The 22156-nt window shown below is 69.4% G+C and carries 20 protein-coding genes; 7 read left to right on the plus strand and 13 right to left on the minus strand.

The annotated features are described in order from the left end of the window. Window positions 1–188: 188 nt before the first annotated feature. The 3 genes from ACZ56E_RS00005 to ACZ56E_RS00015 form a co-directional block, all read right to left on the minus strand. A complete protein-coding gene (locus ACZ56E_RS00005) occupies window positions 189–1406 on the minus strand; it encodes a major capsid protein (RefSeq protein WP_471208939.1) in 1218 nt (405 codons plus the stop codon). 4 nt (window positions 1407–1410) lie between these two features. Next, a complete protein-coding gene (locus tag ACZ56E_RS00010) occupies window positions 1411–1836 on the minus strand; it encodes a head decoration protein (protein ID WP_471208942.1) in 426 nt (141 codons plus the stop codon). A gap of 108 nt (window positions 1837–1944) precedes the next feature. Further along, complete coding sequence (locus ACZ56E_RS00015) at window positions 1945–2628, minus strand: hypothetical protein (protein WP_471208945.1); 684 nt, start codon at window positions 2626–2628, stop codon at window positions 1945–1947. A 108-nt stretch (window positions 2629–2736) separates the two neighbouring features. Here ACZ56E_RS00015 and ACZ56E_RS00020 point away from each other — a divergent pair, with 108 nt between their 5' ends. Next, complete coding sequence (locus ACZ56E_RS00020; RefSeq protein ID WP_471208948.1) at window positions 2737–3276, plus strand: hypothetical protein; 540 nt, start codon at window positions 2737–2739, stop codon at window positions 3274–3276. Here the strand turns inward: ACZ56E_RS00020 and ACZ56E_RS00025 are convergent. Both ACZ56E_RS00025 and ACZ56E_RS00030 read right to left on the minus strand, forming a co-directional pair. Beyond that, complete coding sequence (locus ACZ56E_RS00025; protein ID WP_471208951.1) at window positions 3251–4573, minus strand: hypothetical protein; 1323 nt, start codon at window positions 4571–4573, stop codon at window positions 3251–3253. The two genes, ACZ56E_RS00020 and ACZ56E_RS00025, sit on opposite strands and share 26 nt — an antisense overlap. Before the next feature lie 35 nt (window positions 4574–4608). Then, the gene (locus ACZ56E_RS00030; RefSeq protein WP_471208953.1) at window positions 4609–5019 is read right to left on the minus strand and encodes a hypothetical protein; all 411 of its coding nucleotides are present in this window, start codon (window positions 5017–5019) and stop codon (window positions 4609–4611) included. Between the two features lie 271 nt (window positions 5020–5290). Here ACZ56E_RS00030 and ACZ56E_RS00035 point away from each other — a divergent pair, with 271 nt between their 5' ends. Then, entirely contained in the window at window positions 5291–6124 is an 834-nt protein-coding gene (locus ACZ56E_RS00035) for a hypothetical protein (protein ID WP_471208956.1), read from the plus strand. 20 nt (window positions 6125–6144) lie between these two features. Here ACZ56E_RS00035 and ACZ56E_RS00040 read toward each other — a convergent pair whose 3' ends face one another. Both ACZ56E_RS00040 and ACZ56E_RS00045 read right to left on the minus strand, forming a co-directional pair. Beyond that, a complete protein-coding gene (locus tag ACZ56E_RS00040) occupies window positions 6145–7530 on the minus strand; it encodes a phage terminase large subunit family protein (RefSeq protein WP_471208959.1) in 1386 nt (461 codons plus the stop codon). Window positions 7531–7668: 138 nt separating this feature from the next. Beyond that, window positions 7669–7968: a hypothetical protein gene (locus tag ACZ56E_RS00045; protein ID WP_471208962.1), complete on the minus strand. Its 300-nt coding sequence runs from the start codon at window positions 7966–7968 to the stop codon at window positions 7669–7671. 622 nt (window positions 7969–8590) lie between these two features. On the opposite strand from ACZ56E_RS00045, the gene ACZ56E_RS00050 reads away from it, so the two are divergent. Next, window positions 8591–9256, plus strand: coding sequence for a hypothetical protein (locus ACZ56E_RS00050; protein WP_471208965.1), 666 nt, complete (start codon window positions 8591–8593; stop codon window positions 9254–9256). Between the two features lie 71 nt (window positions 9257–9327). Here the strand turns inward: ACZ56E_RS00050 and ACZ56E_RS00055 are convergent, their stop codons facing one another. Both ACZ56E_RS00055 and ACZ56E_RS00060 read right to left on the minus strand, forming a co-directional pair. Then, window positions 9328–10815: a hypothetical protein gene (locus ACZ56E_RS00055; protein WP_471208968.1), complete on the minus strand. Its 1488-nt coding sequence runs from the start codon at window positions 10813–10815 to the stop codon at window positions 9328–9330. Between the two features lie 54 nt (window positions 10816–10869). Then, window positions 10870–11169 carry a DUF7701 domain-containing protein gene (locus tag ACZ56E_RS00060; protein ID WP_471208971.1) on the minus strand — a complete coding sequence of 100 codons (300 nt, stop codon included), beginning with the start codon at window positions 11167–11169 and terminating at the stop codon, window positions 10870–10872. A 216-nt stretch (window positions 11170–11385) separates the two neighbouring features. On the opposite strand from ACZ56E_RS00060, the gene ACZ56E_RS00065 reads away from it, so the two are divergent. The 3 genes from ACZ56E_RS00065 (at window position 11386) to dnaK (ending at window position 14756) form a co-directional block, all read left to right on the plus strand. Then, window positions 11386–12186, plus strand: a complete 801-nt coding sequence (locus ACZ56E_RS00065; protein WP_471208974.1) for an SAM-dependent methyltransferase — start codon at window positions 11386–11388, stop codon at window positions 12184–12186. Window positions 12187–12309: 123 nt separating this feature from the next. Then, window positions 12310–12735 carry an OsmC family protein gene (locus ACZ56E_RS00070; RefSeq protein ID WP_468603396.1) on the plus strand — a complete coding sequence of 142 codons (426 nt, stop codon included), beginning with the start codon at window positions 12310–12312 and terminating at the stop codon, window positions 12733–12735. A 149-nt stretch (window positions 12736–12884) separates the two neighbouring features. Continuing rightward, window positions 12885–14756 carry a molecular chaperone DnaK gene (gene dnaK / locus ACZ56E_RS00075; protein WP_471208978.1) on the plus strand — a complete coding sequence of 624 codons (1872 nt, stop codon included), beginning with the start codon at window positions 12885–12887 and terminating at the stop codon, window positions 14754–14756. 45 nt (window positions 14757–14801) lie between these two features. Here the strand turns inward: dnaK and narI are convergent, their stop codons facing one another. Genes narI through ACZ56E_RS00095 form a run of 4 tightly spaced genes read right to left on the minus strand, consistent with a single transcriptional unit; the run spans window position 14802 to window position 21462 of the window. After that, on the minus strand, window positions 14802–15524 hold the full coding sequence (gene narI, locus ACZ56E_RS00080; protein ID WP_471208981.1) for a respiratory nitrate reductase subunit gamma: 723 nt from the start codon (window positions 15522–15524) through the stop codon (window positions 14802–14804). Beyond that, entirely contained in the window at window positions 15521–16099 is a 579-nt protein-coding gene (gene narJ / locus ACZ56E_RS00085; protein ID WP_471208984.1) for a nitrate reductase molybdenum cofactor assembly chaperone, read from the minus strand. Before narJ ends, narI begins: the two co-directional genes overlap by 4 nt. Next, window positions 16096–17727, minus strand: coding sequence for a nitrate reductase subunit beta (gene narH / locus ACZ56E_RS00090; RefSeq protein ID WP_471208987.1), 1632 nt, complete (start codon window positions 17725–17727; stop codon window positions 16096–16098). The genes narJ and narH overlap by 4 nt, the downstream gene beginning before the upstream one ends. Window positions 17728–17760: 33 nt before the next feature. Beyond that, complete coding sequence (locus tag ACZ56E_RS00095; RefSeq protein WP_471208989.1) at window positions 17761–21462, minus strand: nitrate reductase subunit alpha; 3702 nt, start codon at window positions 21460–21462, stop codon at window positions 17761–17763. Window positions 21463–21720: 258 nt separating this feature from the next. On the opposite strand from ACZ56E_RS00095, the gene ACZ56E_RS00100 reads away from it, so the two are divergent. Next, a complete protein-coding gene (locus ACZ56E_RS00100) occupies window positions 21721–22143 on the plus strand; it encodes a hypothetical protein (RefSeq protein WP_471208992.1) in 423 nt (140 codons plus the stop codon). Window positions 22144–22156: the final 13 nt, after the last annotated feature.

The following is a 22156-nucleotide window of genomic DNA, read 5'->3' on the forward strand; positions in this document are numbered from 1 at the left end:
GGCGGTGCCGACCCTTTCGGGGCGGTGGCCCATTTCTTCGGGCGGGGTTTCGCTGCCGGGTGGGGTTTGGAGCCAGGGCAGACCCTCACTGGTCCCGTTGCCCTCCGGGGAGGGGGCGTGGGGGGGACCCGGGCCCCCCCACCACGCTAGGTTAGGCGGACTTCGGCTTCCGGGTAGTTTTGCCGGACTCACCTGCCGGTTCGGGCGGGATGTGCCAGCACTTCGGGTTGGTGATCTGCTCGGCCACGACCGGATCTGTCACTTCGGTCCCGGCCGCAAGTACGGCCGGAATCCGCTCGGTGGGGTCGAGGATGTGGACCGTCGCGGCGAGCACACCGAGGGACTTCACGGCGGCGCTCACAGGACGGTGGCGGTGATGTGGCAGTCCGGGGAGTACAGCACGGGCATCGCGGCTGCTGCGCCCTTGGTCCAGATCTGCACTGGGTCGTCCTCGACATCGCGGGTGATGATGAGGCCCGGTGCGTCTTCCCGTTCGATCGCATGGTTCGTGCCGCGGGAGGGGGCGAGGGACTCGGTGGTGGTGCCGTACTGGGTTTGGCCCCACTTCGCACGGTCCGGGGGCAGCATGATCCATCGGTCTTCCGGCAGCACGCGCTTGGACACTCGTCCTGCCACACCTGCGCCTTGTAGAACGTGACGGGCGACAGGCCGTAGGCGCCGCGCACCGAGTTGATCTGCTGCGGGTTCAGCGTGGCCGTCGGGGTCTGCCCACCGGCCGGGGTGCCGTAGTACGCCGCCCGGTAGGACTGGTTGCCCGCCAGATGCGACCACGCCTTACGCGAGGTGAGCACCATCTCCGGGGCGGGGGCGCCAATGGAGTCGAGGTAGTCGATCCACCGCAGCTCATCAGCGATCGGGTCCGAGGTCGGGTCCGACCATGGCTTCGGCGCGGTCGGCATGTTCGCGGCCGGCACGCCGTAGTCGGCCTCCACAGCCAGGCCGTTCTCCCCGGCCAGGCTGAACTTGCCGTCCAGCAGGACATCACCGGCGGCGAGTTCCAGGCGGGAGCGGATCGCTTCGACGTGCCGCTCCACGTCGTCGTAGAGCAGTTCCACGAGCCGGTCCTCATCGGCGCCGCGGGCGGCGTCCAGGAGCAGCTGCTCCATCTCGCCGACGAGGAGCTTCTGCCCCAGCGCGGGCAGGGTGCCCTCGGTCTGCGTCGAGGTGGCTTGCCGCTTCGCGAACGTCACACTGGTGTCGTAGGCGCGGTAGGAGGCCGCGTTCACGCGCCGCTTGTTCTGCCGCACGCGCCACTTCACGTCTTGCACCCGGGCCTCGGGGAACACCTTCTGCGTGAGTAGGAAGTCGTCCGGGGTGGGGATGGTGCGTGCGTAGACCGTCAGGTCGGTGACGGAGACGTTGTTCAGGAGGTCGGCGACGCTCACGCGCTCACCGTCCCGAGGAAGCGGATCTGCGCACCGGCCGGGTGAGGGGTGATCTTGGCCGGGTCGAGGCCGCCGGGGATCTTGGCGGTATGGGCGGTGCCGTGCCAGAGCAGTGCCGCGGCCGCACCTTCGTGATGCCGGGGGTGAACGGGGCCTCCACGTACACGAGGCCGGCGAGGACGGCGCGGCCGTCATCGGCTGCAGGGTCGTAGGCCCCGTACAGGCCGGAGGCGGTGATGCGGCCGACGGGGACTCCGGAGCGGATGAAGTCGTGTGGCTGGGCTGCGGTCGGCTCGACGTAGTGGACGTTCTTGGTCAGCTTGTCCAGGTCGAGGGCGATGGTCTCGGTGGAGTCGGTGCCGTGGCGGGAGGCGAGCCAGTCCCGGTCGGCGGTGACCGTCACAGTGGTGGTGTACGGCTGGATGCTCAAGCCGTCTTCTCCAGGTGGTGCGGTGCGGTCACGCCCTCACCAGGTGCGGTGGGTGCGGTCCACGAGGAGAAGAAGGAAGGGGCGTGGTCCCCAACATCAGCCAGCCGCTCACCGTGAGCGGCCAGCCGGTCTAGGGGGTGTCGGGCAGGAGGCCTCGGCGTCGGGCCACCTCCAGACCGGCAGCGCCGGGCGGGCGTTCTGTGCCGCCGGGGCGCGGCGGCGGAACCGACGCCGGAGCCCCGCCCGGGCCGGGGGGATGTCCCGAGCGAGGGAGCCGAATAGCTCGGGGTGGCGCTGGCTCAGCTCCTGAACCGCCTCGTCCAGGGCCGAGGTGTCCGCATCGTCCGGCAGGCGCAGGAGCGACACGGCGTCGTCCAGGTCAGGCTCGGTCGCGCCGGCGGAGACCAGTACGGCGCGGCGCGCTGCCTCCCGCTCCCGGGCGACAGCCGCAGCCTCGCGCGCGAGAGCCGCCTGTTCGCGTTCGATGACGGCCTGTTCACGCCGCTCGGTCTCGGTCAGCCGGTCCTGCTCGGCTTGCCGGGCGCCAGCGAGGTACTCCTCCAGCGCCGCCGTGTTGGAGAACCCGAGCTTCTCGATCAGGGAGCGGACCGCTGCACGGCCGCCCTGGTCTTTCTCCCGGGCCATCATCGTGTTCAGCTGCTTCTGGCTGACGCTGACCGTGGCCTCGTCGTTCGACGGGTCTTCCGAGGAGGCGCCGCAGACCGGGAAGATCGGGCGGCCGTCACGGCGGTAGCCGAGCACGGTTCGCGGAGCGGGCATGCTGCGGGTCATCAAGTGGTGTTACTCCCACGACGGCCCCGCGCCGCGGCCCAGTCTACGGAACCGAGCGTTAAACCCTGCGGTAGGCGCCCTCCGACCTGCACAAAACAGTGGACTGACATGATCGGGATCATGAATACGGGTGGGGAAAACGCAGTAGAGGAGCACGACTCCTCGGCGCGGACGGGGCGTCGTCGGGTGCTGATAGGCGGCGGCATCCTGGCCGCCGCTGCGGTAGGCGCAGCTGTATGGGTGTGGGCGCCGTGGGTCGACCGGAGCCCGTTCACCGGCTACAAAGTCTCGACGGCCGACGGGGAGCACACTCGCCCAGGGACCACGGCAGATACCTGCGTACGCACGGCCGCCTCCGAAGAGGAGACCGTGATCTATGACGAGGACGGCAAGAAACTCGCCGCAGGCCGCGCGCCGAAGGAAGGCGAGCGGCTCGGAGCGGAGTTCGGAGACTTCGCAGGCGATTGCCTGTTCATCACCCGCATTGACAACATCCCAGGGGGAGAGGGCACCTATCTCAGCGCATGGGGTGGCGGGAACAAGAGCGAGGTGGCTGAGGAGCAGTTGCGGAAGTCCCCCGAGGAGCAGCGGGAGTTCTTCAAGACGGCCAAGAAGAAGCAGTTCAAGGAGCCAGAGGAGTTGAGCTGACGAGCTCCTTGCGGGGCACAGTCACGCCGCTCTTGCGCCGTTCCGTGATCCGCACAACCTCTTCACGGGCGTCGTCGATGGGGTACCCGACGTCTTGCAGCATGCGGATGCCGGTCTCCAGCGCCAGCACCCCGGCAGTCACCCCCTTGACGACCTCTTCGAGGATCGCTGACCGGTCCGTGGGGGTGTGCGGCCCGAACACCAGACGAGCGGGAAGAACCGTGCTCTGCGGCCAGCCGTCTGCCCGGCCTGCCTGATGAATGCGCTGCACCATCTTCAGCAGCAGCGCGTACTTGTGCGCGCGGGCCAGGCGCATCGCGTCGACGAGCGAGTCGAGTGGGCCCAGGGAGAGCTGGAGTGCGTACCCGCTGGGCACGTCGGAGGGGTCGACGGTGCCCAAGCTGACGGCGGGCAGGAGGGCGTTGACCGCTGCCCGGTCGCGTATCTCCTCGACGCGGGCTCGCAATTCGGCGAGCTGGTGGGAGGTGTCCAGGACGTCCATGCGGCCGCCGTCGCCGAGGGCGAACACCGTGCCCGGTTCGATCGTGAGCGGTTTGGGCCTGCCAGATACCCGGTCGACCTCGGGACGGGCGCCGGCGAGCCCGATGATCGGTGTGCCGGTCGTTGAAGAGGCGCGGGCAGAGTCGGTGTCGGTCTCGGCAAGCTCATCGAGGGCCTGCATGACCTTGGCAAGGGTGGATTGGCCGAAGTGCTCGCCGTCCGCGATGGTGTTGCTGATGTGGACGAGCGGGATGAAGTCCAGCCGCAGATCGAGCCGGTCAAGGACCACCCCGTCCGAGCGGGTGCGGAACCGCGCCTTGTCCAGGGGCAGGTCATCGAGTTCCTGGCCGTGACGGAGATCAGAGATCACCCATTCCGCGTCGGTCAGGTAGCAGGTCGTCGGGGACGGCCGGTCAGGCGCCCACGGATAGGTGCGCTGGAGGCGGCCAAGGGCGTCGTCGTAGCTGTCTCCGGCTTGAGGAACGGGGGCGGCCTGGATCTCCGACGAACTGATGCCGCCCGCCCCTTCGTCCGCGGGTCGGATGGGGCCGAGTGGGCCGAGTTCGTAGGTGATCCGCCTGAGCCGGGCTTTGACCCCACGCTTGGGGTCCTCAGGGATCTCCCACGCCAGGTGCACCCGGCGAGGGTAGTCTCCCGGGTCCGCGTCGTCCTCGATGACGGGAAAGTAGAAGCCGGGATCGTAGGTCTTCAGTCTTACCCGCTGCTTGTCGGGGTCCCAGGCCAGGAGGTACAGGCCGTCACCGAGCAGGACGGCCTTCCGCTCGGCCGCCTGCATCCGCAGCGGCAGCAGCTCGGCCTCCGCCCACTCCCTCAGCCGTTGCTGGACGGCGGCAGCGGCGATCGTCTCCGAGGTGGCGTCCTGATCCTTGGCGTGTCGGCACCGGGCACGATGATCTGCTGCGACTTGCCCAGCAGGTGAGCGAGCGTGGTGTCCACGAACGCGGAAGCGTCCCCGAACTCGCGCCGCTCGCCCGCCGCGTCGTTGCCGGCGAGGCTCGCGAGTTCCCCTGCCTGGTTGTTGTCGTAGGCAGCCAAAAGCCCGTAGGCGGCCAGGCGGCGCACCGCTTCATCGGGAAGCCACGTTGCTTGCACGGCCGGGGTGAGAGCCCGATGCGGGCGCCCGTCACTGCCGGACATCACCGGCTTGTAGTTCAGCCATGACCACGCGTCGGTCAGAAAGGTACGCAGGCCCACGAAAACAGTCCGATTCGTCAGCCCCACGCCTCACACCAGGGTAGGGGTGCCGGTCTGCGGCAATAGAGAACCCGGTGAGGGCCGACGGATTTACGGAATCACCAGTAGCCCGCAATTTTGACGCATATTAGCGGCGGCATTGGGGAGCACGATGGGGCCGCGGCGCAGGGGGCTCGATTCTGCACTCCGCGATCACCCTTGAACATGGAACGACACGCTCCTGCCTGCCGCGCGACAAGGTGGGCGCCGTTGCAGTCTTGGCGGTGGTCGTGCACCACTTGGAGGGCACGGTGGGCGGATGGACGGACAGGATGTGCAGACTGCTTTCACGACACTGGGGGCGGTCTTCTCAGGGGTGGCTGCTCTTGCCGCTGTGATGGTGGCGCGCTGGCAGACCATGTTCGGGCGGCGGCTCGCCCTGGAGTCGATGAGCACGCAGGCCGCCGCGGAGCGGCGGCTGCGGCTGGAGACTGAGCGGTGCGCGGCGTGGAGGGCGTTCCTGCGCACCTCGGACGTTTTCGCCGACTCGGTATGGCGGCTGAAGGAGCTGGACCCGTTGTCGCGGGGTGACGAACTGCGCACCAAGAGCGAAGCACTGACCGAGGCGTGCTCGGGACTGCAGGTTCTCGGCCCCGACGCGGTCGTCCGCCATGCGGAGGCGCTACGGGATCGGTGTTGGCGCATGGAACGGTACGCGGTCAGGCGAGCCGTGGTCCGATCCGCACTGGAGGCCCTGGAGCGACGCTGGTGTCCGGGAAACGCGGAGCGGTGCGAGGAACGATGCGAGGGCAGCGACGCACACAGCTGCGCCTGGCTGGCGTACGAGATGCTCGAAGGCTGGGGCGACCGGGACCACGAGGACCGCCCTGACGACCTCGGCTTCCTGGAGTACCTGGTCAGGGAAAGCGGCGTCCTCGCGGTCGCCGGCGCCCCGGCGGAGGGCGGCGTGCAAACGGAGGATGACCTGCGGCGGCTCCTGGTCGTTGCCCGTAACCCTGTGTCCTGGCGCCTCCTGTCCGCGGAAGACCGTTGGTTCCGACCGCGCACAGGCTATGAGGAGGGCCGCAGCGCGTTCGTCAGCTCGGTGCGCGCCTTCTTGGACGAAACCGGCGGGGCGACGACGGGATTCTAGGATGCGCACGAGAGTCCTCCTCAGCGTCGGTCTTGACCCCGTCGGTCCTGGTAGGCGGTCGCCGCGCCTCCGGCGTGCACTGGATCTGCGAGCTGGGTGAGGCCGTGTACTGCGGCGTCCATGCGGTCGGGGCTGTCCATGCCCGCCACCCACGTCACCATCTGCTGTTCGAGGGTGGGCCACTCACCGACGTGGTGCACCCGGCCCTGTTCGTAGAGCTGGGCGATCGGTTCCGCGCGCAGCCGCTTGCCGCTCTTGGCGGTCACGGGCAACACCGCGGGCATGAGCATGTTCTCGGTGCGCTCTTCCCGGGCGAGCTCCTGCCACGCCTGGTGGAGGATCTGGCTGCTCATGTCTCCACCGAAGTTGGACTCGACGACGATGGCGTCAGCACGCAGCTCGATGGCGAGCAGGCACGCTTCGCGGCCCCAGGCGTCCGCGCCTCGGTTGGCGGAGCGGTCGTCCAGGACGTAGAGGTGTCCGTCGCGGTCGCGGGCTGCGGCCACGATGCCGGTCTCATCCCCCACCGCGGACTCACCGCCCGCGGGGTCGACGGCGACGACGATCCGCGTGAGGTCGATGCCACGGAACTGAGCTGCCGAGATCCTGTTATTCGTGATCCACGACCACTGCCATACGCCGCCGGCCTGGGGACGCGGCTGCTGCATGTACAGCGACCACCACACGCGCTCGCCCACCGAGCGGCGGATCTCGGCAAGGGCGTCGGCGTCGTACCGCTCGGGCCACAGCGGCGCCCCGATGGGCCGCTGAAGGGCGTCGTCGGCGGAGAGGGCGACGGCGGGCAGATCGATGACGGTCCACCGGTCGCCCTCATCGGCCAGGACCCGGCCGGCAAGGTCGTCTTCGTCCCAACGGGTTTGGATCAGGATGACGGAGCCGCCCGGTTCGATGCGGGTCAGCAGGACGGCCTGCCACCACTCCCACAACCGTTTGCGCATCGTAAGCGAGGAGGCTTCGGCCGCGTCCTTGATCGGGTCATCGACCACCGCCAGGTGGGCGCCCTTGCCGGTGAGGCCTCCGCCGACACCGGCCATGACCGCGCCGCCCTCGGTTCCGGTGAGGTCGAAGCGGTTGGCGGCGGACGAGCCGGGCCGCAGGCTGCTGCCGATCTGGGGCTGATAGTTGAGGATCGCGTCCCTGATCCACCTGCTGTGATCGTCGGCTAGGTCGGACGCGTAGCTGGCGATCGTCATCCGGTGCTCGGGAGGGCGCCGCAGGTACCAGAGCGGCGCCCACCTGGCAGCCCTGCGCCTCTTGCCGTGCCGCGGGGGCATCGTCAGCAGGCGCCGTGTCGCCTTGCCCGCGGCGACCTGCTCAAAGGCGGCGTCGATCAACCCCAGGTGCGGGGCCTGCATCTCGTGGCCGTCGGTGAGTACGGCAGCCATCGCCCTTGGCGAGCGGTCCATCGCCAGCTCACGCTCGATACGCACGAGCCGGGCGCGCAGTTCGGGGTGGAGGCGGCGGCTATCTCACGGCGGCGCTGAGCGGGAAGCGTCCGGTAGAGGTCGAGAACCGCCGCTTCGTCAGCCCTTCCCACCCTCGCCACCGGCGAGGTTGATCAGGCACTCCAGCTCATCCAGGCCCGAGGTCTCCACCTGCACCGCTCCACCGTCCGGGCCGGACACCTCCGTGTGCACGGGCCGCTCCAGGCCCAGGAGGCGGCTGCTGCGCTCGATGATGCGGACCGCCCGGTCGACGGCCTGGTAGTCACCGTTGCGGATTGCGGCCTGGTAGACGCCGAAGAACAGCCGCTCCAGGCGCTCCACCATGAGCTGCCGCAACTCGTCGGTCCGGTCGTCCAGGGCAGTGGTGTGCTCGGCCAACGCCTTGGAGACGTCTTTGAAGGCGAGCTCGATGAGGCGCTTGTCGGTGGGCGGCTCCTGCTGCCGCTTGTACTTGTCGATGCCGTACCCCTGCGGGTACGCGACACCGTCTGTGTTAATTGCGGGGTCGGCGGCGAGCTTGCGGCCGATCGTCAGTCAGTCGACTCCAGCGAGCTTGAGGTCGATGGCGTCGGCGCGGCGCTGAGTGATGGCAGCCCGGGCGGCCCGGTTGGGGCGGCCCATGACACAACTCCCTGGACCCCGCGCCTACTGTCCGTGATCCCCGATTAAAGCTGCCGTTCATCCTCGCGGGCACTACCAGGCCGTTTCCTTTCAATCAACGCCTTGAGTCGTGTTCGACGCCGAACTCCTAGATCGTCGAAGCGGCACCAGAGCGGAACCCTCTGATCCCGTGTCGATAGCAGACCATGTGGTGATCTATGGGGCACCGTTACATGATCTGCGGATAACCGTTATGACGGTTGAACTAGGTTGATTCCGTACTCGTCGCACAGCACGAACAGCGAGGGTGACCAGGACAACTCCCGGCTCGGCGCCGCCCGACCAGCGGAGCCGTGCCGTGCGTGCGAACAGATCCATGAACGTGAAGGGGAACCACGCTATGCGTACCACCACCCACCGCCGCGGCGCCCTGCGCACCGCCACCGTTTCGGTCCTCGCCGGTACGGCGCTCCTGGCCCCGGCCGCGGCCGCGCTGGCGAGCGCGCCCACCGCGGAGCGGCCCACCGCGGTGCGGAGCGTCGCCGACGCCAAGCCCGTGAAGATCGACATCGGTGCCGGCGTCACCGTCACGGTCAAGGACGGCAAGCCGTACTACAACGGCAAGGCCCTCAAGCCGGGCCAGACGGTCGACGACGGCATCTACCTGCACCTGAGCGCCGACGGCAAGCGCCTGTACAGCAAGACGCAGGGCGGCGGCACGCCGTACGCCATCTGGGACGTCAAGACCGGCAAGAGCCTCGGCACCCAGAAGAACAGCCCCACCGCCGCGGTGAAGCCCGCGCTGACCGCCAAGCCCTCGGCGACCTCCGTGAAGGCCTGGCAGGAGCTGCGCGTCAGCGGCAAGGCCACCGGCATCAAGGCGGGCGCCAAGGTCGGCCTGCAGCAGAAGCAGCGCGGCACGTGGAAGACGCTGCCCGCCTCCACGACCGTCAACAAGTCCGGCGCGTACACCCTGCGCGTCAAGCTCGGCCTCAAGGGCAAGAACGAGCTGCGCATGCAGAGCGGTTCCACCCTGTCGCCCGTCTTCGCGGTGACGGTCCGCTGACACCGCAGCGACACGCGCACGACGTCCTGGTGCCCGTCAACCCTCAGGGGTGGCGGGCGTCCAGCCTTGGGTCAGCCGAACAGCGCGCCTGTTTCCTTCTCGTACTCCTCGATCGCGGTGAAGGCGGGTAGCAGCGCGGGCATCATCGCCGTGAACAGGTTCGACGTCACATTGCCGTAGTCGTCCACCACGGGCGCGATGGTCGGTGTCCAGTCCGCGGCGAAATGGATGACGCCTTGGATCACCGTCCGGTGCTGCGTGTCCAGCCACCGGGGGCACTTCGGCAGACGCGGCGCGGTGGCACGGATGCGCTGGTACTCGGCCTTCTTCAGCGCCGGGACGAACAACACCAGCCGATGCGGAGGCAGCAGCCGGAACGCCTCGGCCAGCTCCCACATCGTGCCCTCGCTGGTGCCCAGGGTCAGCGCGGTCAGCCGGGACTTGCGCATCAGCTCGCGCACCGGCTCATGCCAGCCCTCGCGCGGCAGGTACATGCGCACCGCGCCCACGTGCGGCAGCCGCTCACCCGGTGCGCCGACCGCGACCAACGGCCCGAGGGGCCGCAAGATTTCGGCGAGGTGTTCCTCTGCCGAAGCTCCGGACACCAGGAACCCGGCAACCGCACCGCCCGCCAGGCCCGGTGTCGGCACTTCGTGCAGGGCCGTCTGCTGCTCATCTTCCTCGAACGAGCGCAGGTAGAGCACGTAGGAACCGGCCTTGAGGTGCCGGTGATCCGGAAGGAGGCGGGACCGGTGCCGCCGCGCCCGCAGGAACGTCTTGCGGCCCTGCGTGAACAGGAAACCGCCGAGGATCATCGTCCACAGCGTGAGGAAGGTCTGCCACCACGCGAGGTCGAGGGGTTCCATCATCACGGACAGTCCGCCGAGCGTCAGGGCCAGCCCGGCCAGACAGCACACCCAGGCCGCGACCCACAGCAGCGATCCGAGCCACGCGTCCCTGCGGATCGGCCGGGACAGGAGCTCCCGCGCCTGCCGGGTGCGGGCGAGCTTCAGTGTCCTGCCGCCGTAAAGGACGGTGAACAGCCCGGTGACACCGATGAGGAATCCGTTCGGCTCCACCCAGTCCGGGGTGATGTCAGGCCGCTGCAGCACCAGCGTGGGGACGGTCGTGAGGGCGACGCCGGCCAGCATCATCACGTAGCCGAGGATCCGCAGCCTCGTATGCGCAGGCCGGGTCGGGCCGTCCATGCCGGTCGCGGGTCCCTGGGCGGGATCTTCCTGGGCGGGGTCACGGAACTCCCAGCGGCCGCTCCAGCTCAACCGCTTGCCCTGCTGCGGCAGCCACAGCACCAGGCCCCCGAGCACCGTGGACAGCGGAAGAACGTACCGCCACCACCTGTCCCACCACTGCGGGAACCGGTCGGGCACCAGCAACGGGACGGCAAGCAGAAGCCCCAACAGCAGTAGCGGAAACACCGTTCGGCACAGCATCCCGACGAGCTGCCGGCGCAACCTCCGTTCGCACAGCCCGGACATCGCCAGCATGCCTATGGACCAGATGAGCAGGAATCGCAGTACCGACTCAGCCGACACATCCATGCACACAGTGTGTTGGAAGATCCCCCGTACCGAGGGCGGTTGGGATACGGCTTCTCAGCCGACACCCATTTGGAGACAGCGGGCGGCAGTGCGAATGGCCTGCGCGTACGGAGCGTCGAAGGCCCGGGTCTGCGCGTCGAGCTCCTGAAAGGGCACCAGCGCCTTGTGGTGGCTGTCGACCGACTGCATCCAGGCCGACCAGGCGTCGTGGATGTCCTCTTCGGTGACCTGCTCCCCCTTGGCCCTCAAGAGCACGGCATAGATGCGGAACAAATCGTCGGAATCCGCGGGAGGTTCGGCTCCGGCCGGGAGGCAGGAACGGATCAGATCGGCGAGCTGGTCGAGGTAGGTCACCTCGTCAGTGTGCCAACGAGGAGATCCGGGCAGGGAGACCTTCCTCCAGCTTGCTGATAATCAGCTGCGACGCGACCCCGTCCACGGCTGGCGCCGAGCAGCCGAGCAGCCGAGCAGCCGAGCCGGCTTCCGTCGGATGGCGACTTCGCGCCGGTCGTCTTCCGGCCCGGCATACCGTTCGCAGTTCAATGTCATTGGTGAGAAGCGGAGTTGCCCATGCACAGCGCAGGGGATCGGATCGACACCTCGACGGCGCATTCGGCGCGGGTGTACGACTACATCCTGGGCGGCAAGGATCACTACCTTGTCGACGTCGAGGCGGGCGACGCCATGTGCAGGCACTGGCCGGCGCTGCCCGTGCACATGCTGGAGAACCGGCGGTTCATGCACCGTGCCGGGCGGTTCCTCGCCCAGGAGCACGGCGTCCGGCAGTTCCTCGACATCGGCACCGGCCTGCCCACCGCCCCCAACCTGCACGAGGTCGTGCAGGGCGTGGCGCCGGAGTCCCGCGTGGTCTACGTCGACAACGACCCGATCGTCCTGGCCCACGCCCGCGCCCTCCTCCAGAGCTCCCCGGAGGGCGCGACCGCCTACGTCGACGCCGACATGCACGACCCGGACGCCATCCTGGACAGCCCCGAGTTCCGCGCCCTGGTGGACCTGGACGAGCCGGTCGGCCTGATGGTCATCGGCATCCTGCACTTCATCCTGCCGCCGGACGACCGGCGACTCGTGCGGCGGCTCCTCGAACCGCTGCCGTCGGGCAGCTTCCTGGCCATGACCATCGGCACCGCCGACTTCGCGCCCGAGGAGGTCGGCCGGGTGGCCGAGGAGTACGAGCAGCAGGGCATGCCCATGGCGCTCCGCGACCTGTCGACCGCCACCGCTCTGTTCGAGGGCATGGACCTCCTGGACCCGGGCGTCACCCAGGTGCACAAGTGGCGCCCCGGCCCCTTGCAGGACGGCATCGACGACCGGGCGATCGCGATGTACGGGGCGGTGGCCCGGAAGCCCTGAACCGGCCGCTTCGGCCATCGCACGCCGTACGAAGCGACCGGACGCACCGTTTCCGTCCCGAGTGTGATCGGATGGTGGCAACGGAAAATCCGATCACGGATCCGCACTGAAGGGAACTGCATCGTGGCTACCACCCGTTCCGCGCACACCGTCTGGGAAGGCTCTCTGACGGAGGGCTCGGGCACCGTCACCTTCGACTCCTCCGGCATCGGGCAGCAGGCGGTGTCCTGGCCGTCGCGCGCCGAGGAGGCGAACGGCAAGACCAGCCCGGAGGAGCTCATCGCCGCCGCGCACTCCAGCTGCTTCTCCATGGCCCTGTCGCACACCCTGACCGGCGCGGGCAACCCGCCCACCAAGCTCACCACCTCCGCCGACGTGACCCTGCAGCCCGGCACCGGCATCACCGGCATCCACCTCACCGTCGAGGGCACCGTGCCCGGCATCGACGAGGCCGCCTTCGTCGAGGCCGCCGAGAAGGCCAAGGACGGCTGCCCGGTGAGCCAGGCCCTGACGGGTACGACCATCACACTTTCGGCCAAGCTGGCCTGACGAAGCCGCAGTCGACCATGCCGTCGCCCCTGTCGGGGTGGCGGCATTGTCGTGTGCGGCATTGACATCAGCCCGCTCAAGTTTTGTGATGGAGAACGGAGTAGACCGGGAAACGGGGGACGTGAGCTCGCGGCGGAAGGGACTGGACCATGGCACGTGCGGTCGGGATCGATCTCGGGACGACGAACTCAGTGGTGGCCGTGCTGGAGGGCGGTGAGCCCACCGTCGTCGCCAACGCGGAGGGCGCGCGCACCACACCCTCCGTCGTCGCCTTCGCGAAGAACGGCGACGTCCTGGTGGGCGAGGTCGCCAAGCGGCAGGCCGTCACCAACGTGGAGCGCACCGCGCGCTCCGTCAAACGCCACATGGGCGACAGCGGCTGGCACTTCCCGGAGAGCGGCTCCGTGGACGGCACCCGCTACACCGCGCAGGAGCTCTCCGCGCGCGTCCTGCAGAAGCTGAAGCGCGACGCCGAGGCCTATCTCGGCGAGGACGTCAGGGACGCGGTGGTCACCGTCCCCGCGTACTTCGACGACACCCAGCGCCAGGCCACCAAGGAGGCCGGTGAGATCGCGGGGCTCAACGTCCTGCGCATCATCAACGAACCGACGGCGGCCGCCCTCGCCTACGGCCTCGACAAGGGCGACGACCAGACCGTCCTCGTCTTCGACCTCGGCGGCGGCACCTTCGACGTGTCGCTCCTAGAGATGGGCGAGGGCGTCATCGAGGTGAAGGCCACCAACGGCGACACGCAGCTCGGCGGCGACGACTGGGACCAGCGGATCGTCGAATACCTCGTGCGGCAGTTCAAGAACGGGCACGGCGTGGACCTCGGCAAGGACAAGATGGCGCTCCAACGCCTGCGCGAGGGCGCCGAGAAGGCGAAGATCGAGCTGTCCTCGTCGAGCGAGACGGACATCAACCTGCCCTACATCACGGCCTCCTCCGAAGGGCCGCTGCACCTGGCGGAGAAACTGACGCGCGCCCAGTTCCAGGAACTGACCGCCGACCTGCTCGACCGCTGCAAGGAACCCTTCCACCAGGCGGTGAAGGACGCGGGCGTCAAGCTCTCCGCCGTGGACCACGTGATCCTGGTGGGCGGCTCCACACGGATGCCCGCGGTCACGGACCTGGTCAGGGAGCTCACCGGCAAGGACCCGCACAAGGGCGTCAACCCGGACGAGGTGGTGGCGCTCGGCGCGGCCCTCCAGGCCGGTGTGCTCCGCGGAGACGTCAAGGACGTGCTCCTGCTCGACGTGACGCCGCTGTCCCTCGGCATCGAGACCAAGGGCGGCATCATGACGAAGCTCATCGAGCGCAACACCACCATTCCCACCCGGCGTTCGGAGACCTTCTCCACCGCCGAGGACAACCAGCCCTCGGTCGGCATCCAGGTCTTCCAGGGCGAGCGGGAGATCGCCGCGTACAACAAGAAGCTCGGCGTCTTCGACCTGACAGGCCTGCCGCCCGCGCCGCGCGGCGTCCCCAAGATCGAGGTCACCTTCGACATCGACGCCGACGGGATCATGCACGTCTCGGCGAAGGACCAGGCCACCGGGCGCGAGCAGCGCATGACGGTGACCGGCGGTTCCGCACTGCCCAAGGACGACATCAACCGCATGGTGCGGGAGGCCGAGGAACACGCGGAGGAGGACCGCAAACGCCGTGAGGCGGCGGAGGTCCGCAACCAGGCGGAGCAGCTCGTCTACCAGACGGAGCGGTTCCTCCGCGAGAACGGCGAGCGCGTGCCGGCGGACACGAGGACCGAAGTGGAGGCGGCCTCGGACGAGTTGAAGGAGCTCCTCAAGAACCGGGCCGACGACACGGCGGCCCTGCGCACCGGCGCGGAGAAGCTGGCCGCGGTCAGCCAGAAGATGGGCCAGGCGATGTACGCGGCTTCCGACGGGGGCGCCCAGGAGCAGACACCCACGGGGGACAGCGCGGAGGCCGCCGCGGAGGACAGCGTGGTGGACGCCGAGATCGTGGACGAGGACGACCAGAAGAAGGACGGCACCCCGTAGACGACCCGGGAGCGGAGGGGATCAGAGGCAGGGGAGCGGATGGGGTCAGGACCCCGTCCGCTCCCAGCCCCGCCGCTCCGGCCGCGCGCCCAGCCGCTTCGGGTCCCGGCTGCGGTAGACCACGTACGGCCGGAAGAGGTACTGGAGCGGGGCGCTGAACATGTGGACGAGCCGGGTGAAGGGGACCAGTGCGAACAGCACCATCCCCACCACCGCGTGGATCTCGTACATCAGTGGCACGCCCGTCATCCGGTCGATGTCCGGCTGGAGCGTGAACAGGCTGCGGGCCCAAGGGGCGATCGACTCGCGGTAGTTGTAGCCGTCGCCGGACGAATGCATCAGCTTCGCGACCATGCCGAGCACGATCGCCGCGAACAGCACCAGGTACATCAGCTTGTCGTTGGCGGTCGTGGCCCGGAACACCGGCGTGTTGGTCCGCCGCCGGTAGAGGAGCAGCAGGATGCCGAGGACGAGGAGCACTCCGGCCGCCGTGCCGCCGTACAGCGAGAACAGGTGGTACGAGTGTTCGCTGAGGCCCGCCTTCTCGGTCCACGACTCCGGCAGGAACAGCCCGACCAGATGGCCCACGAGCACGAAGAGGATGCCGTAGTGGAACATCGGCGAGGCGATGTTCAGGAGCTTGGACTCGTAGACCTGGGAGGAGCGGGTCGTCCAGCCGAACTTGTCGTAGCGGTAGCGCCAGATCGTGCCCGCGACGAGCAGGACGAGGGCCAGGTAGGGGAGCACTCCCCACAGCAGCGTCTTCATGAGGGGACCTCCCCGATGAGCGCGAAGGGCTGGAGCCCGACGTCCTCGCGCGGCGGCCCGGAGCGGGCCAGCGCCAGCGCCTCCGCGCGGTCCTTGGGCGAGGGGCCCGGCAGCGTCGCGCACACCGCCTCGACGACCGCCGCGTAGGGCGTGCCGAAGTCGGCGAGCGCGATCCGCAGCTGCTCAAGGCCGCCGCGGTGCTCCTCCAGGAGCACCGGGCCCGCGTGCGCGGAGAACTCCAGGACCGCGGGCAGGAAGTCCGGCAGCTCCTCGCCGGTGAACTCCAGACCGTGCTCGCGGTAGGCCTCCTTGAAGCGGACCAGGGCCATGCCGCGCCGCCGGGTGTCGCCCTCCCGCCACCAACTCAGATACAGGCTGTGGCGGTTCTTGAAGTCGAAGACCTGGACGTAGTGCGCGGCGAGCTCGCGGGGCTCGGCGGCCGAGGCGTACGCCAGGAAGCCGTGCAGCTCCGCGGGCGCGGCTGCTTGCAGCAGCGGCAGCCGCGCGTGGAACTCGTCGTCCGGATAGGTCAGGCAGAGCGCCGCCGCCTGGTACAGCACCGCGTGCCGGGTCACGTCTCGTCCTCCTTGGGCGCGTGGGCCTTCTCGACCGCGCTGGGCTGTTCGTCGGCGGTCTGCCTGGCCCGCAGCGTGTGGAAGTTCTCGATGGTGACGAGCGGCAGCTGCCGGCGGCCGGAGTCCTGGCCGAACGGCCCGTCGCCGCCCATCCCGGGGCCGCCGTCGTAGTCGAGGCTGCAGGAGTTCGAGCCCTCGGGCAGCGCCGACTCCTCCAGCCGCTGCGCGTCGGCGACGGCCGCGGTCGGGATGACGTACCGGTCCTCGTACTTCGCGATCGCGAGAAGCCGGTACATCTCCTCGATCTCCGGGCCCGACATGCCCACCGCCGCCGCGGTCGCACCGTCCGGCTCGTCACCGAGGTTGATGGCCCGCATGTGGGACCGCATCGCCGCCAGCTTCTCCAGCGAGGACCGCACGGGCCCCACGTCCCCGGCGGTGAAGATCTCCGCGAGGTATTCGAGGGGGATGCGCAGCGTGTCGATGGCGCCGAAGAGATTGCCCAGGTCCTCGCCGTCGTGGCCGGTCTCCGTCAGCGCGTCGACCACCGGCGAGAGCGGCGGGATGTACCAGACCATCGGCATGGTGCGGTACTCCGGGTGCAGCGGGAGCGCCACCTTGTACTTGCTGATCAGCGCGTGCACGGGGGAGCGGCGCGCCGCCTCGATCCAGTCGTACGAGATCCCGTCGCGCTCCGCCGCACGCCGCACCTCGGGGTCCTCGGGATCGAGGAAGACGTCCAACTGGGCGTCGTACAACTTGTGGTCGTCGGGCTCGCTCGCCGCCGCCGTCACCTTGTCCGCGTCGTACAGGATCACCCCGAGGTAGCGCAGCCGGCCCACGCACGTCTCCGAGCAGACCGTCGGCAGGCCGACCTCGACGCGCGGATAGCACAGGGTGCACTTCTCGGCCTTGCCGGTGCGGTGGTTGAAGTAGACCTTCTTGTACGGGCAGCCGGTCACGCACTTGCGCCAGCCGCGGCAGTGGTCCTGGTCGACGAGGACAATGCCGTCCTCCGACCGCTTGTACATCGCGCCGGACGGGCAGGACGCCACGCACGACGGGTTCAGGCAGTGCTCGCAGATGCGGGGCAGATAGAACATGAAGGTCTGCTCGAAGGTGAACTTCACCTTGTCCGCGACCTGTTGGCGGGTCTTGGCGACCATCGGGTCGAGGTCGCCGTGCTCGGTGGCGCCGCCGAGGTTGTCGTCCCAGTTCGACGACCACTCGATCTTCATGGGTTTGCCGCTGATCAGGGAGCGGGGTTCGGCCACCGGGTAGTCGTCGCCGAGCGGGGCGTCGGTGAGGTTCCGGTATTCGTACGTCCAGGGCTCGTAGTAGTCCTTGATCTCCGGGAGCTTGGGGTTGGAGAAGATCTCCAGGAGCGACTTGATCCGGCCGCCGTTCTTCAGCTTCAGGGCGCCGCGCTTGTTCAGCTCCCAGCCGCCGCGCCACTTCTCCTGGTCCTCGTAGCGGCGCGGATAGCCCTGCCCGGGCCGGGTCTCGACGTTGTTGAACCAGACGTACTCCATGCCGTCCCGGTTGGTCCACGCCTGCTTGCAGGTGACCGAGCAGGTGTGGCACCCGATGCACTTGTCGAGGTTCATCACCATCGCGATCTGAGCCATACAGCGTCCGATAGTTCCTGCGTCACGGGGCATCTAGTACTCCACCTTCTGCGAGCGGCGGCGGATGACCGTCACCTCGTCGCGCTGGTTCCCCGTCGGGCCCAGGTAGTTGAACGCCCACGACAACTGCGCGTAGCCGCCGATGAGATGGGACGGCTTGAGGATGAGGCGGGTCAGGGAGTTGTGGATGCCGCCGCGTTTTCCTGTGGTCTCCGCCTTGGGGACGTTCACGGTGCGCTCCTGCGCGTGGTGCATGTAGACCGTGCCGGCCGGCATGCGGTGCGAGACGATCGCGCGCGCCACCACCACGCCGTTCCGGTTGACGGCCTCGATCCAGTCGTTGTCCTTCACGCCGATCGCGTCCGCGTCCTGCGGCGCCATCCAGACGCACTGGCCGCCGCGCGAGAGGGACAGCATGAAGAGGTTGTCCTGGTACTCGGAGTGGATCGACCACTTGTTGTGCGGCGTCAGGTAACGCACCGTCACCTCACGCTCCCCGTCCGGGCCGAGCCGCGGTTCGCCGAATAGCCGGTTCATGTCCAGTGGCGGCCGGTAGACGGGCATCGCCTCGCCCAGCTCGTGCATCCAGTCGTGGTCGATGAAGAAGTGCTGGCGTCCGGTGAGGGTGTGCCAGGGCTTGAGGTGCTCGGTGTTGAGCGTGAACGCCGTGTAGCGGCGCCCGCCCGACTCGCTGCCGCTCCACTCCGGCGAGGTGATCACCGGCACGGGCGCGGCCTGCGTGTCGGCGTACGTGATGCGCTTGCCCTCGTGCTCGGCGGCCAGGTGCGCCATCTCCTGTCCGGTGCGCGCCTCCAGGGTGTGGAAGCCCTGGGTGGCGAGGCGTCCGTTCGTCGTGCCGGACAGGGCGAGGATGGTGTTGGCGGCCTTCACCGCGGTGTCCAGGGCGGGGCGGCCGTCCGCGGGCCCGCCGCGCACGACGCCGTTGCGTTCCCGCAACTCCTCGACCTCTTGGCCGGGTTGGAAGGTGATGCCCTTCACCGGCAGCCCGAGCGTCTCGACGAGAGGGCCGAGCGAGGCGAACTTCGCGCCGATGGCGGTGTAGTCGCGCTCCACGACCGCCAGGTTCGGCATCGTCCTGCCCGGTACCGGTTCGCACTCGCCCTTGCGCCAGTCGAGGACGACCCCGCCGGGCTGCGCGGTCTCGCCCGGCGTGTCGTGCTGGAGCGCGGTCGCGACGAGGTCCCTGCGCACGCCCAGGTGGTCCACCGCGAGCTCGCTGAGCCGGTCGGCGATGGCGCGGAACGTGTCGAAGTCGGTGCGGGCCTGCCAGGGCGGGTCGACGGCCGGGGTGAAGGAGTGCACGTAGGGGTGCATGTCCGTGGTCGACAGGTCGTGCTTCTCGTACCAGGTGGCGGCGGGCAGCACGACGTCGGAGAGCAGCGTCGACGACGTCTGGCGGAAGTCGAGGGAGACGAGCAGGTCGAGCTTGCCCTCGGGCGCCTCGTCGCGCCACGTGACCGTGGACGGGCGCTCGTCCGGGCCCGCCTCCTCCGCCCGCAGCGACGAGTGCGTGCCCAGCAGGTGTTTCGTGAAGTACTCGGCGCCCTTGGCGGAGGAGCCGAGGAGGTTGGCGCGCCACAGGGTCAGGACGCGCGGCCAGTTCCCGGGGGCGTCCGGATCCTCGCAGGCGAACTTGAGGGTTCCCGCACGGAGTTCGTCGACGGCGTTGGAGACCGGATCGCCCGAGGCCCCCGAAGTCTCGCCCAGGTCCAAGGAGTTGCGGTCGAAGGTCGGGTACGACGGCATCCAGCCGGTCCGTGCCGAGAGGGCCAGGCAGTCGGCGCCCGTCATCCCCGCGAACCGGCCCTCGCCGAGCGGCGAGGAGAGCACGTCCGCCGCGAACCTGTCGTAACGCCACTGGTCGGTGTTGAGGAACCAGTACGCGGTGCCGATCATCTGCCGCGGCGGCCTGCTCCAGTCGTTGGCGCTCGCGAGCGTGGCCCAGCCGGTGTTCGGGCGGCACTTCTCCTGCCCGACGTAGTGCGCCCAGCCGCCGCCGTTGCGGCCCTGACAGCCGGTGAGCTGGAGCAGCGCGAGGAAGGCGCGGTAGATCGTCTCGGAGTGGAACCAGTGGTTGGTCCCCGCCCCCATCAGGATCATGCAGCGGCCGCGCGACTTCTCGGCCGTCGCGGCGAACTCACGGGCGATCCGCACGCACTTGGCCGCCGGGACGGAGGTGTGGACCTCCTGCCAGCCGGGCGTGCCGGGCGTGGCGGCGTCCTCGTACGACGTGGGCCACGTGCCCGGCAGCCCCTCACGCCCGACGCCGTACTGCGCGAGCAGCAGATCGAAGACCGTGGTGACCAGCGGCCCGTCCTGCCCGCCGAGCCGGGTCGCGGGGACCCCGCGCCGCACGACCTCGCCGCGGCCCTGCCCGTGGGTGCCGCCCTCGGTGTCGAAGCGTGGCAACAGCACTTCGACGCCCGCCGCGACCTCCGAACCCTGAAGGGTCAGGAGCGGCTCGATGGCGCCGAGCTCCAGATTCCACCTGCCCTTGCCGGAGTCCGTCCAGCGGAAGCCCAGCGAGCCGTTCGGCACGGCCGGCCGACCGGTCGCCTCGTCGAGCACCACCGTCTTCCAGTCGCCGCCCTCACCGTCCCCGGTGTCCTGACCGAGGTCGGTGGCGCGCAGGAACTTCGCCGGTACGTACGCGCCGTCGCGCTCCGTCAGCGTCACCAGGAAGGGCAGATCGGTGAACCTGCGCACATAGTCGGTGAAGAACTCCGTCCGCCGGTCGACGAAGAACTCCTTCAGGATCACGTGCCCCATCGCGATGGCCAGCGCCCCGTCCGTGCCCGGATGCGGGTGCAGCCACTCGTCGGCGAACTTCGCGTTGTCGGCGTAGTCGGGCGCCACGACCACGACCTTCTGGCCGCGATAGCGCGCCTCGGCCATCCAGTGCGCGTCGGGTGTCCTGGTCACCGGCACATTGGAGCCCCACATCATCAGATACGCGGCGTCCCACCAGTCTCCCGACTCCGGCACGTCGGTCTGGTCACCGAAGACCTGCGGCGAGGCGACGGGAAGGTCCGCGTACCAGTCGTAGAAGGAGAGCATCGGCGCGCCGATGAGACTCATGAAGCGGGCGCCGGCCGCGTGCGACACCATCGACATCGCGGGAATCGGGGAGAAGCCCGCGACCCGGTCGGGGCCGTGCGTCTTGATGGTGTGCACGTGCGCGGCCGCGATGATCTCGACGGCCTCGTCCCAGGTCGCCCGCACCAACCCGCCCTTCCCGCGCGCCTGTTGGTAGCTGCGGCGGCGCTCCGGGTCGCCCTGGATGTCCGCCCAGGCGAGCACCGGGTCCTTCAGGCGCGCCTTCGCCTCCCGGTACAGGTCGACGAGGACGCCGCGCAGATACGGGTAGCGCACGCGCGTGGGGGAGTACGTGTACCAGGAGAACGCGGCGCCGCGCGGGCAGCCGCGCGGTTCGTACTCGGGGCGGTCGGGGCCGACGCTCGGATAGTCCGTGGCCTGCGTCTCCCAGGTGATGATGCCGTCCTTGACGTACACCTTCCAGCGGCAGGAGCCGGTGCAGTTCACGCCGTGCGTGGAGTTCACGACCTTGTCGTGGCTCCAGCGGTCCCGGTAGAAGGCGTCCGCGTCCCGGCCGCCCGTCAGCCGGACGCTGTGCAGGTCGGGGGCGGCGGTGCCGCGCCGGAAGAACCTCCCCGCCCGCAGCAGGGCGGCGGCGGGCTCGGTCGTCTCTGTCACCGTGGCGCTCCCTAGGTCTGCCTCCCACCGAACGTAGGGGCGGGACCGGCGGCGCACCCGTCGACGACGGCCGTACGGGTTGCCGGGCGGCCCGCGTGGCGCTACCCGTGACGGGGCGCGGGGCGGCCGCGTGGCATTACCCCTGACGTAATCGACCGGTCGGCGCGGGCGCGACAGAGTGATGTCACCGGGTCCGGTCCGGCGCACTCCGGACCGGACCCGGCACCCGAAACCGTTCCCCGCCGGGAGGCATCCGCCATGGCCACGTCCACGTACCCGCTCGCCACGCTCGCCCGCACCACCGACCCGACCACGATGCTGCGCCGCTTCCTCGGCCTGGACGCCGTCGTGACCGCCGGCAACGGCATCGCGTACGCCGCCGCCTCGGGCCCTCTCGGCGACTTCCTCGGCGTCGACTCGGGGCTGCTCCTCGGCCTCGGCGTCTTCCTCACCCTGTTCGGGGCGGGCGTCGGCTATCTCGCCTCGCGCAAGAGCCCGCCGAAGGCCGTCGTGCAGGCGGTCGTCGAGGCGAACGCCGTCTGGGCGGTGGCCAGTGTCGTCGCCCTCGTCGGCTGGCTCTCGCCCGGCACGGCGGGAGCGGTCTGGATTCCGCTCCAGGCCGTGACCGTGGGCGGCTTCGCCGCGCTGCAGTACGCGGCGCTGCGGGCGCTCAGGCCCTGACGGTCACAGCCAC

The organism is Streptomyces sp. NPDC039480 (assembly GCF_055597165.1).